We start from the raw sequence: 13867 nt of genomic DNA, 5'->3' as shown, positions 1-13867 counted from the left end.
ATTTAGCACACAAAATTCACGTGCTCTCGCACATGCAGGTTCAAGAGCAATTCATCCGCGATGCCTGCGGCCACTCGAGCCAGCCGCTCCAGGGGTTCGGCCAGGCCCGGTTCAAGGGTGTCGCTGATCTGGCTAAAGTGCTCGATGCTCAGCCCGAGTACGCCTTGGGGAGCGTTGACCAACGTCCAGTCCAGGTCACTGTCGCGCAATAACTCGACGATGGTTTCCGCCGCGTTTCGCTGTTGCTCGTCAGTTTCAGGCGCCTCGTCAAGCACGGCGAAGTTGCCCGCCAGCACCAGTCGCTTGATACCCATGCGTTGCATGCCTTGGATCAAGTTCTGGGTGGCGCTGATTTGATCTACTGGCCCCGGCGTTATCGCGGGTCGCGTTTCACCGCTGCCCACGGGCAATACGTGGGCGTCCAGCAGGCAAATGACCGCCGAGCAGCCAGCTACGCTTTGACTGACGCGCTCGGCGTCGAACAGGTTGCCGACTTTGGTGCGCAATCCCGGACGCGGCGCCAAGGCGTTCAAATCATCGAGAATGGCGATGACTTCATGCTGGCGCCGCAGGAATTCTGCCATCAAGGCGCTGCCAAAACTGCTGATGGCACCGTACAAAACCAGTTTCAGAACCGGAGTTTCGGCATTTTTCATAGCGAGTAATCCTTGTCTGTGGATAACGTCTCTCTAAGGTTCTGACCCTTTTTATCCCGCAGCAGTTCGCGTCCGCGCAGCGGTTATTTGGAGATTGAGCAATGCACGGTGTTGAGGGCTACCACGCCCACGTTTATTTCGACGAGCAGACCATCGATCAGGCCCGTGCATTGTGCGAAGAGGTTGCGCGGCGTTTTGGGGTAAAGATGGGGCGGATGCATGAAAAACCGGTAGGTCCGCACCCGAACTGGAGCTGCCAGCTGGCGTTTGATCACGCCCAGTTGGCGGATGTGGTGCTCTGGCTGGCGCTTAATCGCAAGGGGTTGGTGGTGTTGCTGCACCCGCTGACGGGCGATGACCTGGCGGACCACACGGAGCATGCGATCTGGATGGGGGCGGTTCGGGATCTGGACGTTTCGATGTTCAAGCGGTAAGAGGGTTAGTCAGCGTGACGAATCTGCAGGAGAAACCGGGACGCGCAGTCGGGTTGGCTCCTGCAGAGAATCAATCAGTTCAGCACGCCCTCAAGGATGGTGTAGATCACCCCGGTGGTCAGCGCGATCAACACTATGTCGGGGCCCACTCGACGCCATTCGTAACCGTCGTAACGCGGCAATTGCTCAATCGCGCGCGGGTCCAGGCGCTCGCCGTAGCCGTAGGGCAGTGGACGGCCGCGCTCAATACGGAAGCCTGGAGGCAGAGGTTGGCCACGACCGATGAATTCGCGGTGATCATGAAAGGACCGTCGCGCCTCGTCAAAATTTTCTGGCGGGCGACGTGGGCCATGATCGTCACGACGATCATGGCGCTCATCGTGGCCGCGATTTTCCTGGTTGCCATTGCCTTGGTGATTTTCGCCCTGACGGCCGCCATCCTGGCCGCCACGCTGATCGCGTTCATCAGCATGCAACAACGGGCTGGCACTGATCATCAAGATACCCAGGCCTGCAATCAAACGGGTTGGCAGTTTCATTTCTCGTTCCTCGAAATTCGGTCAGCAAAAAGGGGTTTAAGCCATCGGCTCTAAACCCCTTTCGCTTGTTACTTGGTGTGTCTGCCGAGGTTTAAATTCCTCGCTCACCCAATCTTTACTCTTACTTGACACGGGCCTTGCGCACGCCTTCGGCCAAGGCCGAGCACAGGCTCAACACGTCGTCGATTGCCTGCTTCGGTGACGCGGCGGTGGCGATCTTGTCCACCAGTGCCGAACCCACTACAACGCCGTCAGCCAGTCTGGCAATCGCGGCCGCCTGCTCTGGAGTACGGATACCGAAACCGACGCTGATTGGCAGATCGGTGTGGCGACGCAGACGTTCGATGGCGGTTTTAACTTGATCCGAGGTCGCGGAACCGGCCCCGGTGACACCCGCGACCGACACGTAGTAAACGAAGCCGGAGCTGCGTTCCAGCACGCGTGGCAGGCGCGCGTCATCGGTGGTCGGTGTGGTCAGGCGAATGAAATCGATGCCTGCGGCCTGGGCCGGGGTTGCCAGTTCGGTGTCATGCTCTGGTGGCAGGTCGACGATGATCAAACCGTCGACCCCGACTTCTTTGGCTTGAGCGACGAACGCTTCGACGCCAAAGCGGTGGATCGGGTTGTAGTAACCCATCAGCACGATCGGGGTGGTCTGGTCATTGACGCGGAATTCGCCAACCATTTTCAGGGTTTTCGCCAGTGTCTGCCCAGCGTCCAGTGCGCGCAGGGTCGCCAGCTGGATCGCCACGCCGTCGGCCATTGGATCGGTGAACGGCATGCCCAACTCAATCACATCGGCACCCGCTGCTGGCAGGCCTTTAAGAATGGCCAGCGATGCATCGTAGCCAGGGTCGCCGGCGGTGACGAAGGTCACCAGTGCCGCACGGCCTTCGGTTTTCAGCTCGGCAAAGCGTTGTTCCAGGCGGCTCATACCAGTTTCTCCTGAGTCTTGGCATCGGCGGCCATATGGTCCATCACGGTTTGCATGTCTTTATCGCCACGGCCCGAGAGGCAGACCACCATCAAGTGGTCATCGCGCAGGTTGCTTGCACGTTTCATGGCTTCGGCCAAGGCGTGCGCGGTCTCCAGAGCGGGGATGATGCCCTCCAGGAGGCAGCAGTGGTGGAAGGCTTCGAGGGCTTCGTCATCCGTGATGCTGACGTACTCAACGCGCTTCACTTCATGCAGGTAAGCGTGCTCAGGGCCAATGCCAGGGTAATCCAGGCCAGCTGAAATCGAGTGCGCGTCGGTGATCTGGCCGTCGGCATCCTGGAGCAGATAGGTGCGATTGCCGTGCAATACGCCGGGAACACCGCCGTTCAGGCTGGCGGCGTGCTTGCCGGTATGAACCCCGTGACCACCGGCTTCGACGCCGATGAGTTTGACGCTGGCATCATTGAGGAACGAGTGGAACAGGCCCATGGCGTTGGAACCGCCACCGACACATGCGATAAGGCTGTCTGGCAGGCGGCCCTCTTTTTCCTGCAGTTGTACTTTGGTTTCTTTGCCGATGATCGACTGAAAGTCGCGCACCATCGCCGGGTACGGGTGTGGACCAGCCACGGTACCGATCATGTAGAAGGTGTCGTCGACATTGGTCACCCAGTCGCGAAGGGCTTCGTTCATGGCGTCTTTCAGGGTGCCGGTGCCGGAGGTGACCGGGACGATTTCCGCGCCCAACAGCCTCATGCGGAACACGTTGGCCTGTTGACGCTCGATGTCGGTGGCGCCCATATAAATCACGCACGGCAGACCGAAGCGGGCAGCGACGGTGGCGGTAGCCACGCCATGCATGCCAGCACCGGTTTCAGCGATCAGGCGTTTCTTGCCCATGCGCTTGGCCAGCAACACCTGACCAATACAGTTGTTGATCTTGTGCGCGCCGGTGTGGTTCAGCTCTTCGCGCTTGAAGTAGATTTTCGCGCCGCCGCAATACTCGGTCAGGCGTTCCGCGAAATACAGCGGGTTTGGACGGCCGATGTAGTCGCGCTGGAAATAGGCCAGTTGCTCGATGAATTCAGGATCAATCTTGGCGGCTTCGTACTCGCGGTTCAGGTCGAGTACCAGTGGCATCAGGGTTTCAGCCACGTAGCGGCCGCCGAATGAGCCAAACAGGCCATTGGCATCAGGGCCGCTGCTGAAGTTAGTCTGGGTCATGGGACCTCCAGGTGGTTTGAAGAAAAGGATTAGCCAATCAGGCAATGAGCTCACTTTAACCAGCACGAGCATCAATGAAAACCGATAAGATCAACGCAACCTGTCAGGAAAACTCACAGATACCATGAGCCGCGATCTCCCTCCCCTCAACGCCCTGCGCGCTTTCGAAGCGGCGGCGCGCTTGAACAGCGTCAGTCAGGCTGCCGAGCAGCTGCACGTCACCCACGGGGCGGTCAGTCGCCAGCTTAAAGTGCTTGAAGAGCATCTGGGGCTGGCCTTGTTCGTCAAGGATGGGCGCGGCCTTAAACTCACAGATGCCGGCATTCGTTTGCGTGATGCCAGTGCCGAGGCGTTTGAGCGGTTGCGTACCGTGTGTGCGGAGCTGACCCACGATAAGGCTGATGCGCCTTTCGTTCTCGGCTGTTCGGGCAGCCTGCTGGCACGCTGGTTTATCCCGCGCCTGGGCCGACTGAATGCCGAACTGCCGGATCTTCGTCTGCACTTGTCGGCGGGCGAAGGCGATCTAGACCCGCGTCGACCGGGTCTGGACGCGTTGCTGATCTTCGCCGAGCCACCATGGCCTGTGGACATGCAGGTCTATGAACTGGCCAGCGAGCGTATCGGCCCGGTCCTCAGCCCACGGTTTGCGCGTTTCGAGCACCTGCGCCAGGCACCAGCTCAAGCGCTGCTGAGTGAGGCGTTGCTGCAAACGACGTCGCGTCCGCAAGCCTGGCCTCTTTGGGCACAACAAAACGGCATCGAGCCTGCTGCCTTGCATTACGGGCAGGGTTTCGAGCATTTGTATTATTTGCTGGAGGCAGCCGTCGCCGGGCTGGGCATCGCCATTGCCCCGGAACCCCTGGTCGCCGATGATTTGCGCGCCGGACGCCTGGCTGCGCCTTGGGGTTTCAGTGAAACCCCGGCGCAGCTGGCGTTATGGGTACCTAAACGCGCCGCAGACGGGCGTGCTCAGCAGTTGGCGCAGTGGCTCAAGACTGAGCTTGAGCGTGCTGCCAGCGGCTGATCAGTGAGTGCGTTTGCACAATAGGTAAGCTGCCAGCAGACCGACAGCGCCTACGGCCACACCTGCGGTGGTCCACGGGTGTTCTTGAGCGTAATCACGGGTAGCGACACCGGTTTCGCGGGTCTTTTCCTTGACGTCTTCATACACATCACTGAGCAGGTGGCGTGAATGGCTCAGTGCGCTTTCGGCGTTGGCTTTCAAGGCTTTCAGGGTTTTGTGCGACTCTTCCGAGGCGTCGGACTTAAGGCTCTCAAGGGACTTGAGAAGGCTTTCGATCTCGGCTTCCATGCTTTGCAACGAGGCTTTACGTAAAGAAGTGTTGGCCATGGTGGATCTCCTGCATTGATGAGAGGCGTGTGTTCTTTCCGACTGCGGGGTTTGAGGAAAGTGCGGTGCGTATTAACGTTTCAGATGATTTTCGCTCAGGGAGTAAGGTGCAATTTCACTGCTACGCTCTTATCGACACCTTCAGGAGAACCGTCATGACTGATCACCATACCTACAAGAAAGTCGAGTTAGTCGGCTCATCGTCCACAACGATTGAAGACGCCATCAATAATGCAATCGCTGAAGCCAATAAGAGCATCAAGCACATGGAGTGGTTCGAAGTGCTGGAAACCCGAGGGCACATCAGAGAGGGCAAGGTTGCACACTATCAGGTCACCCTGAACGTCGGCTTCCGGATTGAGAATAGCTGACTGCGCTGAACTTTCGCACTGGCCGATTGCCATAATTTCCGCTACACACAAGAGAACCCGCTGTCTAGAAACGGTTGGCGCGGTCAAGGACTTGGGTTGTTTTTCAACCTGGTTAATTTAACGAGGGAGTGTGACCAATGAAGAAAATTCTACTGGCAGTTGGTTTGTTAAGCATTGCGGGAACTGCGATGGCAGCTGGCAAGTCCTGTGATGATTTGAAGTCGGAAATCGACGCGAAGATCAAGGCAAAGGGCGCCTCGACCTACACGTTGGAAGTCGTCGCCAAAGGCAGTGCGGCCGACGGGAAAGTAGTCGGTACCTGTGAACGCGGTACCAAGGAAATCGTGTACAAACGCGGCTGACTTATCGCTGTTTCATAAAAAACCGACGCACATGGCGTCGGTTTTTTATGTCCAGTGACGGGGTTTTCGCCACTCTTTTTTTGGGTGAGCCTCAGCCCAGCACGGTTTGCGCCAGAATCTCATACGAGCGCAGTCGATCCGTGTGTTCATACAGGTCGCAGGTGAAGATCAACTCATCGGCTTGGGTCTGTTCCAGCAGCACATCCAGTTTGGCGCGGATTTTCTGCGGGCCGCCGACCATCGCCAGGCCGAGGAAACTCGCGACCGCTTCGCGCTCATGGGGTAACCATAGGGCGTCCATGGTGTCGACCGGTGGACGCTGCATCAGGCTTTGGCCGCGCATCAACGCCAGAATCCGCTGATAGACCGAGGTTGCCAGGTAATCCGCATGTTCGTCGGTATCGGCAGCCACCAATGGCACGCCGAGCATGACGTACGGCTTTTCCAAATAGGCCGAGGGCTTGAAATGATTGCGGTAGACGCGAATGGCTTCGTGCATGTAACGCGGCGCAAAGTGTGAGGCAAAGGCATATGGCAGACCGCGCTCCCCTGCCAGTTGCGCGCTGAACAAGCTGGAACCCAGCAACCAGACCGGAACGTTAGTGCCCGAACCCGGCACAGCGATCACTTTTTGATCAGGTGTGCGCGGTCCGAGATAGCGCAGAAGCTCGGTGACGTCTTCAGGAAAATCGTCGGCGCTGCCGGATCGCTCACGACGCAGGGCGCGAGCGGTCATTTGATCGGAGCCTGGTGCGCGGCCCAGGCCCAGGTCGATCCGCCCCGGGTACAGGCTGGCGAGGGTGCCGAACTGTTCTGCGATTATCAGCGGTGCATGGTTGGGCAGCATGACCCCGCCCGCCCCGACCCGAATCGTCGAGGTGCCACCGGCCAGATAGCCGAGCAACACCGCTGTCGCGGAGCTGGCGATGCCGTCCATGTTGTGGTGCTCAGCGACCCAGAAACGGTTGTAACCGAGTTTTTCAACATGCTGCGCCAAATCCAGCGAATTACGCAGAGACTGCGCCGGGCCGGCATCCTGGCGCACGGGCACCAGATCGAGGGTTGAGATTTTGATATCCGCTAAACGTTTCATAAGCCGCTAAATAGCCTCTGGAGTGCGTTGTGCAGGCTTGGCCTATGACGCCTGAGGATGACCAAAACCTACCCTGATTTATAAAGAATGTGGGCAGATATCTGAGATTCAATGGCTGGGCCGGAAAAGTCCTACTGAATTACTAGGTTTTACCGGCAGTTGAACTTTATCGAGACGGCCATCCTCAGAACCTTAGTCCCTGTGCGAACCCCCTCGCACACTGTCATGAGGAGAGACCATGAGCATTATCAAGAAAGCATCGGCACATTGGGAAGGCGATCTGAAGAGCGGTATTGGTAGCCTCTCCACCGAAACCAATGTCCTTAACAAAGCACCCTACGGCTTCAAGGCGCGCTTCGAAGGCGGCAAGGGCACCAATCCGGAGGAGCTGATTGGCGCGGCTCATGCGGGCTGTTTCTCTATGGCGCTGTCGATGATTCTCGGCGAAGCCAATCTGAAAGCCGACAGCATCGATACTGAAGCCCAAGTGACCCTGGAGCAATTGGCTGAAGGTTTTTCCATCACTGCCGTGCACCTGATCCTTAAAGCGAAGATCCCGGGCGCCACGCAGCAGCAGTTCGACGAACTGACCAGGAAAGCCAAGGAAGGCTGCCCGGTGTCCAAAGTGCTGAACGCGAAAATCACCCTGGACGCAACGCTGGTCAGCTAATCGACCTCGTTGCCACGACTAGGTCCGCACAGCTCAGCCTGTGCGGGCTGTTCACTCGCTCTGCCCTCCGTATTCAGCCGCTATTGACGTCACACGTGGCCGACGTAATGAAAGTCGAATGGATCGTTGCAGCGTTAGCGCAGTACTCTGTGCGCCGTATCGAAGGAGTCGAGTATGAAACGTTTCGTTTTAGCTGTTATCTGTACCGTATCGGCCACCAGCGTGTTGGCGGCAGTCAAACCCTGCGAAGAACTCAAGGCCGAGATCGAGTCCCGAATCCAGGCCAATAATGTGAGTTCCTACACCCTGGAAATCGTCAGCAATGACGAAGTGCATGACCAGAACATGGTCGTCGGCACATGCGAGGGCGGCAGCAAAAAAATCATCTACCAAAAGAACGACAAGTGATCACAGACAGGTGACCTCGCGGTCTTCGGCGACCATCTGGCGCTGGGCGTCATACAAACGGCCGCTGATGGTGATGCCAGCCGAGCGTCCTTCGAGACGATAACGTTGCCCTGGGGCGAAGTGGTCATAACGCAGGACGATGTAACACGTCCGTTGCGAGCTCTCGAACATTCCGCCAAACCCGCCGCCGTAGATCTCGTAGTCATACCGCATCTGCAACTCGTGGCTGCCGGGCGGCACCTGAAAGTAACGCCCGTCGTCCAGTCGCTTACCGTCGAGCTTGTCGGCCATCACCAGGTTCCCGGTGTAGGTGAACATCTCGACCCACGCCTGTTGCGGGTCAGCAGGCGGCATAGGGCTGGCGCACCCGGCGAGGGCAATCAGGGCAGATATCAATAATGGCTGGCGCATGGCAGGCTCCGTGATCGAACACGTGTTAATGATAGTTGCGTCAGGGGCGGACTGTCCGGCATAACGCTTATTCAATAAGAGATTAAGGCCGGAGCATGATTCGACACGACAGGCTGTTTCTCAGCCGTGGTTTTGCGCTACTGACGTTGTTCTTGCTTGGCGGCTGCTCCAGCATCGATTACTACAGCCAACTGGCCAGCGGTCAATGGCGCTTGCTGCATGCCCGTGAACCGGTGGCCGAGGTCATCGCCGACCCCAATAGCGCCCCGGCATTGCGCGAGCATCTGATCAAATCGCAGCAGGCTCGGGCTTTCGCCAGCCATCAACTGCACCTGCCGGATAACCCCAGCTACCGCCTGTATGTCGATATCGGCCGACCTTATGTGGTGTGGAATGTGTTCGCGACAGGGGCGTTCTCGCTGGACCCGGTCACCCATTGCTTTCCAGTCGCCGGGTGCGTCGCGTATCGCGGTTATTACAGCCAGGGCGCAGCCAGAGGCGAGGCCGCGTTGCAGCGTCAGGCAGGCATGGATGTCTACGTCAGTGGGGTAGAAACATATTCCACGCTGGGCTGGTTCGACGATCCCATTCTTAGCTCGATGCTCAGTCGGGGTGATGAGCGCATGGCCGCGTTGATTTTTCACGAGCTGGCGCATCAGCGTTTTTATGTGAAGGACGACACTGAGTTCAACGAGTCCTATGCCAACTTCGTCGAGCAGGAAGGCGCCCGCCAATGGCGGGCGGCACGAGGGTTGGCCCCGCAAAGCCTGGCGGCCTCGAAACAGAATGATCAGTTTATTCAGTTGGTTCTGGATACTCGGGAACGCTTGAAGGCACTGTACGATCAGCCACTCGCGGCCGAGATGATGCGTGAGCGCAAAGCGGCGGAGTTCGAGCGGTTGCGCCGTGATTATCGGCAGATGCGCGATACGCAGTGGGCAGGCGATAAACGCTTCGATCCCTGGATCAATGCGCCGATGAACAACGCCAAACTGCTGCCCTTTGGACTCTACGACCAGTGGGTGCAGGCATTTGCCGCGCTGTTCAAGCAGGTCAACGGTGACTGGCCCGCGTTCTACGGCGCAGTGGAAAAGCTGGGAGCGCTGCCGATGGAACAGCGCAAGGCGGCGTTGCGGAGGCTGGCGGGATCAGACACATGACTGTAGGAGCTGCGAAGACCATTCAACGCGGCCCACCGGCTGCCCCTTGATCCCGATCATGGCGGCAGGGTCAAACCCAAACCCGTCGGAAGCCCGTGCCGGGCTTATTCGCAGACAAGTCAGCTCCTACAGGGGATCAGCTCACAGCGGCTGATCGTAACCTTCGGCCAGGTGTTGATCCTTGAGCTTCACGTAGTTGCTGGCGCTGTAGCTGAAGAATGCGCGCTCTTTGTCTGTCAGCGCCCGCACCTGTTTCACCGGGCTGCCAACGTACAGAAAGCCGCTCTCCAATCGCTTGCCCGGCGGTACCAGGCTGCCAGCGCCGATGATCACCTCGTCCTCGACCACCGCACCGTCCATGACGATGCTGCCCATGCCGATCAAGATGCGATTACCGACCGTGCAGCCATGCAGCATGACTTTATGGGCGATGGTCACTTCATCGCCAATCAGCAGGGGAAAGCCGTCCGGGTTGAACGGGCCCGCATGGGTAATATGCAGCACGCAACCATCCTGGACGCTGGTGCGCGCGCCGATGCGGATGCGGTGCATGTCGCCACGAATTACGGTCAACGGCCAGATCGAACTGTCGGTGCCAATCTCTACATCGCCGATCACCACCGCCGAATAGTCGACAAATGCGCGCTCGGCGAGCACTGGAATGTGGTGCTGATACTTGCGAATAGCCACGATAGGTTCCTTCTCTGAGACTTATAGATGGGTCTGAGTGCTGCGGTCAGCGTCGATTGTAATTAAGATGTGCCAGTGATTCTTCCAGCCAAGGTGCTAAACCGTGAGCGCGAACAACCCTCTTTTGCAGCCGTATGACTTGCCACCCTTCTCGGCGATCCGCGCCGAGCACGTCAAACCGGCGATTGACCAGATCCTTGCCGACAACCGTAGCGCGATTGCCGAGATCCTCGTTACCCAGGGCAAACAGCCGACCTGGGCCGGTCTGATCCTGGCCATGGACGAGCTCAATGACCGCCTGGGCGCGGCCTGGAGCCCGGTCAGCCACCTGAATGCCGTGTGCAACAGCGCCGAATTGCGCGAGGCCTATGAGTCTTGCCTGCCAGCGTTGAGTGCCTACTCTACCGAGATGGGCCAGAACCGCGAACTGTTCCAGGCTTTCGAGGCATTGGCCAACAGCTCGGAAGCCGCCAGCTTCGACGTGGCGCAGAAAACCATTCTCGAACACTCGCTGCGTGATTTCCGCCTGTCGGGTATCGACTTGCCGCCTGCACAGCAACAGCGTTATGCCGAAGTGCAGAGCAAATTGTCTGAGCTGGGCAGCCGCTTCTCCAACCAACTGCTCGATGCGACGCAGGCGTGGACCAAGCACGTTACCGACGAAGCCGCCCTCGCCGGCCTAACGGACTCGGCCAAAGCGCAGATGGCCGCCGCAGCCAAGGCCAAGGACCTCGACGGCTGGTTGATCAGCCTGGAATTCCCGAGCTACTACGCGGTAATGACTTACGCCGAAGACCGCGCCCTGCGTGAAGAAATTTACGCGGCCTACTGCACCCGAGCTTCCGATCAGGGCCCGAATGCCGGTCAGAATGACAACGGTCCGGTCATGGAAGACATCCTCGACCTGCGCCGTGAATTGGCCCAGCTGCTCGGTTTTGCCAGCTTCTCCGAGTTGAGCCTGGCGACCAAAATGGCTGAGACCAGCGATCACGTGTTGAGTTTCCTGCGCGATCTGGCCAAACGCAGCAAGCCGTTCGCCGTTCAAGACCTGCAACAGCTCAAGGCCTATGCCGCCGAGCAAGGCTGCGCCGACCTGCAAAGCTGGGACAGCGGTTTCTACGGGGAAAAGCTCCGTGAGCAACGCTACAGCGTCTCCCAGGAAACCCTGCGCGCTTACTTCCCCATCGATAAAGTGCTGACCGGCCTGTTTGCTATCGTGCAGCGCCTGTATGGCATTGAAATCGCCGAGCAAACAGGTTTTGACACCTGGCACCCGGATGTTCGTCTGTTCGAAATCACAGAAAACGGCCAACACGTCGGACGCTTCTTCTTCGACCTCTATGCTCGCGCCAACAAACGTGGCGGCGCCTGGATGGACGGCGCACGGGATCGTCGTCGTACGGCTAAAGGTCTGCTGCAAAATCCGGTGGCGAACCTGGTGTGCAACTTCACCCCTGCGGTAAGCGGCAAGCCTGCGCTGCTGACCCACGATGAAGTGACCACCCTGTTCCACGAATTCGGTCATGGCCTGCATCACCTGCTGACCCGCGTCGAACACGCGGGCGTGTCGGGTATCAACGGCGTGGCGTGGGACGCGGTCGAGTTGCCGAGCCAGTTCATGGAGAACTGGTGCTGGGAGCCTGAAGGCCTGGCGCTGATTTCAGCGCATTACGAAACCGGCGATGCGCTGCCGCAGGACTTGCTGGAAAAAATGCTCGCCGCGAAGAACTTTCAGTCCGGACTGATGATGGTTCGCCAGCTGGAATTCTCGCTGTTCGACTTCGAACTGCACGCCACCCATGGCGACGGTCGCAGTGTGCTGCAAGTGCTTGAGGGCATTCGCGATGAAGTGTCGGTGATGCGTCCGCCGGCCTATAACCGCTTCCCCAACAGCTTCGCGCACATCTTTGCCGGCGGTTACGCGGCGGGTTACTACAGCTATAAGTGGGCTGAAGTGTTGTCGGCCGATGCGTTCTCGAAGTTCGAGGAAGAAGGGGTGTTCAACTCCGACACCGGTCGCGCGTTCCGCGAAGCGATTCTGGCGCGCGGCGGCTCACAGGAGCCGATGGTGCTGTTCGTCGACTTCCGCGGACGTGAGCCGACGATTGACGCACTCTTGCGCCATTCAGGCTTGAGTGAGGGAGCGGCACTATGACTGAGGCACCGGTAACGATCACCAAAAGACGCTTTATTGCCGGGGCTGTCTGCCCGGCGTGCAGCGAGCCTGACAAGTTGATGATGTGGAGCGAGAACGACGTCCCTCATCGCGAATGTGTGGGCTGCGGTTACTCCGACACCCTCAACGAGCAGGGGCTGTCCGTGCCCAAAGAACTCGGCACGCGGGTCAACAAACCAGTGGTAAAAGCGGCCGATCCAAAGGTGCAGGGCGTGCAGTTTTTCCCTAATCCCAAGCTGAAAAAGCCGGTTGATCCAAGCTAGATCGCTGGTTTCCCCCTGCAGGAGATGCCATCCCATCGTCGACGCCGCGCTATCGACGACGGGGCGGGGCCTCCTGCAGGTATTTCCCCGATATCCCCTCCAAAACATAACCGCTCGCCAGAGACGGGAATGGTCTTTTTTCGCCTAAACGAACGGTTATTTCGAATCTGATACCGATTTCATTTGTCGGAATGATCTGATTTTTGATGCTGAAACGATTTTTCTTATTGTTAGCCTGCTACCATTTGTAACTAAAGCTTGCCGGCGTGTTCTGTAATCAAAGTCGTGACACCTTGTCTGTGCGACCCAACAGCCCCGAAAAGACTGGCCGTCCAAGAGCGGCTCCTTAACCGTGATCGCAAGATGAGGTCTCCCATGTCTGAGCAAGACAATCCGCGGCGTGAGTTTCTGCGCAAAACCCTGACGTTGATCCCCGTGGTGACGGTTGCCAGTGCTGGTTTCGGTCTGGGCAGTAGCGTCGTGTTGGCCCAACCACCGGTCGTGACCACCGCCACACCGCCACCCGAAGCCCCTGCCAGTCATGGGGTGTACGAGCCGAATTATTTCACGGCTGAAGAATGGGCCTTCATCAACGCGGCGGTCGCGCGCCTGATTCCGGATGACGAACAAGGTCCTGGCGCCCTGGAAGCCGGTGCGCCGGAATACATTGATCGGCAGATGAACACGCCGTATGCCAGCGGTGCACTGTGGTTCATGCAAGGGCCTTTCGTGGCCGACGCGCCGAAGGAAATGGGTTGGCAGAGCAAGCTGGTGCCCAAGGACATCTACCGTCTGGGCATCGCTGACTGCGACATCTGGTGCAAACAGCAATACGGCAAGGTCTTCGCCGAGTTGAGCCCGTCTGCGCAGGACGAGGCACTCAAGCAGCTGGAAGCAGGCAAGGCGACGTTCGACAGCGTGCCGCCGAGTCTGTTTTTCAATCTGTTGCTGCAAAACACCAAGGAGGGTTTTTTCTGCGACCCGATCCACGGTGGCAATAAGGGCCTGGTTGGCTGGACCATGGTCGGTTTCCCAGGCGCTCGCGCCGATTTCATGGATTGGGTCGAACGCAACGAGCCCTACCCGTTCCCGGCAGTGTCTATTCGCGGCGAGAGGGCTTGAG

18 protein-coding genes are annotated in these 13867 nt (G+C 58.5%); 10 read left to right on the top strand and 8 right to left on the bottom strand.

Annotated features, from left to right (window positions below; translation table 11 throughout):
* Window positions 1-2: 2 nt before the first annotated feature.
* Window positions 3-656 (bottom strand): NAD(P)-dependent oxidoreductase, encoded by a 654-nt coding sequence (locus ACVBEG_RS24200; RefSeq protein WP_322177143.1) that lies wholly within the window; start codon window positions 654-656, stop codon window positions 3-5.
* Window positions 657-757: 101 nt separating this feature from the next.
* Here ACVBEG_RS24200 and ACVBEG_RS24195 point away from each other — a divergent pair, with 101 nt between their 5' ends.
* On the top strand, window positions 758-1090 hold the full coding sequence (locus ACVBEG_RS24195) for a DOPA 4,5-dioxygenase family protein (protein WP_322177144.1): 333 nt from the start codon (window positions 758-760) through the stop codon (window positions 1088-1090).
* Between the two features lie 74 nt (window positions 1091-1164).
* Here ACVBEG_RS24195 and ACVBEG_RS24190 read toward each other — a convergent pair whose 3' ends face one another.
* The 3 genes from ACVBEG_RS24190 to trpB form a co-directional block, all read right to left on the bottom strand.
* Window positions 1165-1629, bottom strand: a complete 465-nt coding sequence (locus tag ACVBEG_RS24190) for an anti-virulence regulator CigR family protein (RefSeq protein ID WP_330201294.1) — start codon at window positions 1627-1629, stop codon at window positions 1165-1167.
* 121 nt (window positions 1630-1750) lie between these two features.
* Window positions 1751-2563, bottom strand: coding sequence for a tryptophan synthase subunit alpha (gene trpA / locus ACVBEG_RS24185; protein ID WP_322177146.1), 813 nt, complete (start codon window positions 2561-2563; stop codon window positions 1751-1753).
* On the bottom strand, window positions 2560-3789 hold the full coding sequence (gene trpB / locus ACVBEG_RS24180) for a tryptophan synthase subunit beta (protein WP_322177147.1): 1230 nt from the start codon (window positions 3787-3789) through the stop codon (window positions 2560-2562). The genes trpA and trpB overlap by 4 nt, the downstream gene beginning before the upstream one ends.
* Before the next feature lie 124 nt (window positions 3790-3913).
* Here trpB and ACVBEG_RS24175 point away from each other — a divergent pair, with 124 nt between their 5' ends.
* Entirely contained in the window at window positions 3914-4813 is a 900-nt protein-coding gene (locus tag ACVBEG_RS24175) for a LysR family transcriptional regulator (protein ID WP_330201295.1), read from the top strand.
* On the opposite strand, the gene ACVBEG_RS24170 is transcribed toward ACVBEG_RS24175, so the two are convergent.
* Window positions 4814-5140: a DUF883 family protein gene (locus ACVBEG_RS24170; protein WP_322177148.1), complete on the bottom strand. Its 327-nt coding sequence runs from the start codon at window positions 5138-5140 to the stop codon at window positions 4814-4816. It abuts the gene before it with no gap.
* 155 nt (window positions 5141-5295) lie between these two features.
* On the opposite strand from ACVBEG_RS24170, the gene ACVBEG_RS24165 reads away from it, so the two are divergent.
* Both ACVBEG_RS24165 and ACVBEG_RS24160 read left to right on the top strand, forming a co-directional pair.
* Window positions 5296-5511 (top strand): dodecin, encoded by a 216-nt coding sequence (locus ACVBEG_RS24165; protein ID WP_322177149.1) that lies wholly within the window; start codon window positions 5296-5298, stop codon window positions 5509-5511.
* Between the two features lie 137 nt (window positions 5512-5648).
* Window positions 5649-5873: a DUF1161 domain-containing protein gene (locus tag ACVBEG_RS24160; protein WP_322177150.1), complete on the top strand. Its 225-nt coding sequence runs from the start codon at window positions 5649-5651 to the stop codon at window positions 5871-5873.
* A gap of 91 nt (window positions 5874-5964) precedes the next feature.
* Here ACVBEG_RS24160 and ACVBEG_RS24155 read toward each other — a convergent pair whose 3' ends face one another.
* A complete protein-coding gene (locus tag ACVBEG_RS24155; protein WP_322218725.1) occupies window positions 5965-6966 on the bottom strand; it encodes an LLM class flavin-dependent oxidoreductase in 1002 nt (333 codons plus the stop codon).
* A 238-nt stretch (window positions 6967-7204) separates the two neighbouring features.
* On the opposite strand from ACVBEG_RS24155, the gene ACVBEG_RS24150 reads away from it, so the two are divergent.
* Both ACVBEG_RS24150 and ACVBEG_RS24145 read left to right on the top strand, forming a co-directional pair.
* The gene (locus ACVBEG_RS24150; RefSeq protein ID WP_322177152.1) at window positions 7205-7636 is read left to right on the top strand and encodes an OsmC family protein; all 432 of its coding nucleotides are present in this window, start codon (window positions 7205-7207) and stop codon (window positions 7634-7636) included.
* 174 nt (window positions 7637-7810) lie between these two features.
* The gene (locus ACVBEG_RS24145; protein ID WP_219063326.1) at window positions 7811-8044 is read left to right on the top strand and encodes a DUF1161 domain-containing protein; all 234 of its coding nucleotides are present in this window, start codon (window positions 7811-7813) and stop codon (window positions 8042-8044) included.
* Here ACVBEG_RS24145 and ACVBEG_RS24140 read toward each other — a convergent pair whose 3' ends face one another.
* Complete coding sequence (locus ACVBEG_RS24140) at window positions 8045-8455, bottom strand: PA0061/PA0062 family lipoprotein (protein WP_322177153.1); 411 nt, start codon at window positions 8453-8455, stop codon at window positions 8045-8047. It abuts the gene before it with no gap.
* Window positions 8456-8550: 95 nt separating this feature from the next.
* On the opposite strand from ACVBEG_RS24140, the gene ACVBEG_RS24135 reads away from it, so the two are divergent.
* Window positions 8551-9615, top strand: a complete 1065-nt coding sequence (locus tag ACVBEG_RS24135; RefSeq protein WP_447108365.1) for an aminopeptidase — start codon at window positions 8551-8553, stop codon at window positions 9613-9615.
* A 141-nt stretch (window positions 9616-9756) separates the two neighbouring features.
* Here ACVBEG_RS24135 and ACVBEG_RS24130 read toward each other — a convergent pair whose 3' ends face one another.
* Window positions 9757-10305, bottom strand: coding sequence for a gamma carbonic anhydrase family protein (locus ACVBEG_RS24130; RefSeq protein ID WP_447108364.1), 549 nt, complete (start codon window positions 10303-10305; stop codon window positions 9757-9759).
* A gap of 103 nt (window positions 10306-10408) precedes the next feature.
* On the opposite strand from ACVBEG_RS24130, the gene prlC reads away from it, so the two are divergent.
* The 3 genes from prlC to ACVBEG_RS24115 all read left to right on the top strand — a co-directional run bounded on the left by prlC (window position 10409) and on the right by ACVBEG_RS24115 (window position 13866).
* Window positions 10409-12460, top strand: a complete 2052-nt coding sequence (gene prlC / locus ACVBEG_RS24125) for an oligopeptidase A (protein ID WP_447108363.1) — start codon at window positions 10409-10411, stop codon at window positions 12458-12460.
* Window positions 12457-12744: a YheV family putative zinc ribbon protein gene (locus tag ACVBEG_RS24120; RefSeq protein WP_322177157.1), complete on the top strand. Its 288-nt coding sequence runs from the start codon at window positions 12457-12459 to the stop codon at window positions 12742-12744. Before prlC ends, ACVBEG_RS24120 begins: the two co-directional genes overlap by 4 nt.
* Window positions 12745-13119: 375 nt before the next feature.
* Window positions 13120-13866, top strand: a complete 747-nt coding sequence (locus tag ACVBEG_RS24115) for a gluconate 2-dehydrogenase subunit 3 family protein (RefSeq protein WP_322177158.1) — start codon at window positions 13120-13122, stop codon at window positions 13864-13866.
* The last annotated feature ends 1 nt before the right edge of the window (window position 13867 follow it).

This window comes from Pseudomonas sp. GG8 (genome assembly GCF_052976945.1).
The sequence above is the reverse complement of the archived record's forward strand: the minus strand, read 5'-3'. Positions and strand labels throughout refer to the sequence as shown.

What these genes read in the sequence shown, in the direction of transcription:
- ACVBEG_RS24115 (WP_322177158.1), top strand. Translation starts at nt 13,120, where the DNA reads ATGTCTGAGCAAGACAATCCGCGGCGTGAGTTTCTGCGCAAAACCCTG.
- ACVBEG_RS24155 (WP_322218725.1), bottom strand. Translation starts at nt 6,966, where the DNA reads ATGAAACGTTTAGCGGATATCAAAATCTCAACCCTCGATCTGGTGCCC.
- ACVBEG_RS24120 (WP_322177157.1), top strand. Translation starts at nt 12,457, where the DNA reads ATGACTGAGGCACCGGTAACGATCACCAAAAGACGCTTTATTGCCGGG.
- ACVBEG_RS24140 (WP_322177153.1), bottom strand. Translation starts at nt 8,455, where the DNA reads ATGCGCCAGCCATTATTGATATCTGCCCTGATTGCCCTCGCCGGGTGC.
- ACVBEG_RS24165 (WP_322177149.1), top strand. Translation starts at nt 5,296, where the DNA reads ATGACTGATCACCATACCTACAAGAAAGTCGAGTTAGTCGGCTCATCG.
- trpA (WP_322177146.1), bottom strand. Translation starts at nt 2,563, where the DNA reads ATGAGCCGCCTGGAACAACGCTTTGCCGAGCTGAAAACCGAAGGCCGT.
- trpB (WP_322177147.1), bottom strand. Translation starts at nt 3,789, where the DNA reads ATGACCCAGACTAACTTCAGCAGCGGCCCTGATGCCAATGGCCTGTTT.
- ACVBEG_RS24200 (WP_322177143.1), bottom strand. Translation starts at nt 656, where the DNA reads ATGAAAAATGCCGAAACTCCGGTTCTGAAACTGGTTTTGTACGGTGCC.
- ACVBEG_RS24190 (WP_330201294.1), bottom strand. Translation starts at nt 1,629, where the DNA reads ATGAAACTGCCAACCCGTTTGATTGCAGGCCTGGGTATCTTGATGATC.
- ACVBEG_RS24150 (WP_322177152.1), top strand. Translation starts at nt 7,205, where the DNA reads ATGAGCATTATCAAGAAAGCATCGGCACATTGGGAAGGCGATCTGAAG.
- ACVBEG_RS24145 (WP_219063326.1), top strand. Translation starts at nt 7,811, where the DNA reads ATGAAACGTTTCGTTTTAGCTGTTATCTGTACCGTATCGGCCACCAGC.
- ACVBEG_RS24175 (WP_330201295.1), top strand. Translation starts at nt 3,914, where the DNA reads ATGAGCCGCGATCTCCCTCCCCTCAACGCCCTGCGCGCTTTCGAAGCG.
- ACVBEG_RS24195 (WP_322177144.1), top strand. Translation starts at nt 758, where the DNA reads ATGCACGGTGTTGAGGGCTACCACGCCCACGTTTATTTCGACGAGCAG.
- ACVBEG_RS24160 (WP_322177150.1), top strand. Translation starts at nt 5,649, where the DNA reads ATGAAGAAAATTCTACTGGCAGTTGGTTTGTTAAGCATTGCGGGAACT.
- ACVBEG_RS24135 (WP_447108365.1), top strand. Translation starts at nt 8,551, where the DNA reads ATGATTCGACACGACAGGCTGTTTCTCAGCCGTGGTTTTGCGCTACTG.
- ACVBEG_RS24170 (WP_322177148.1), bottom strand. Translation starts at nt 5,140, where the DNA reads ATGGCCAACACTTCTTTACGTAAAGCCTCGTTGCAAAGCATGGAAGCC.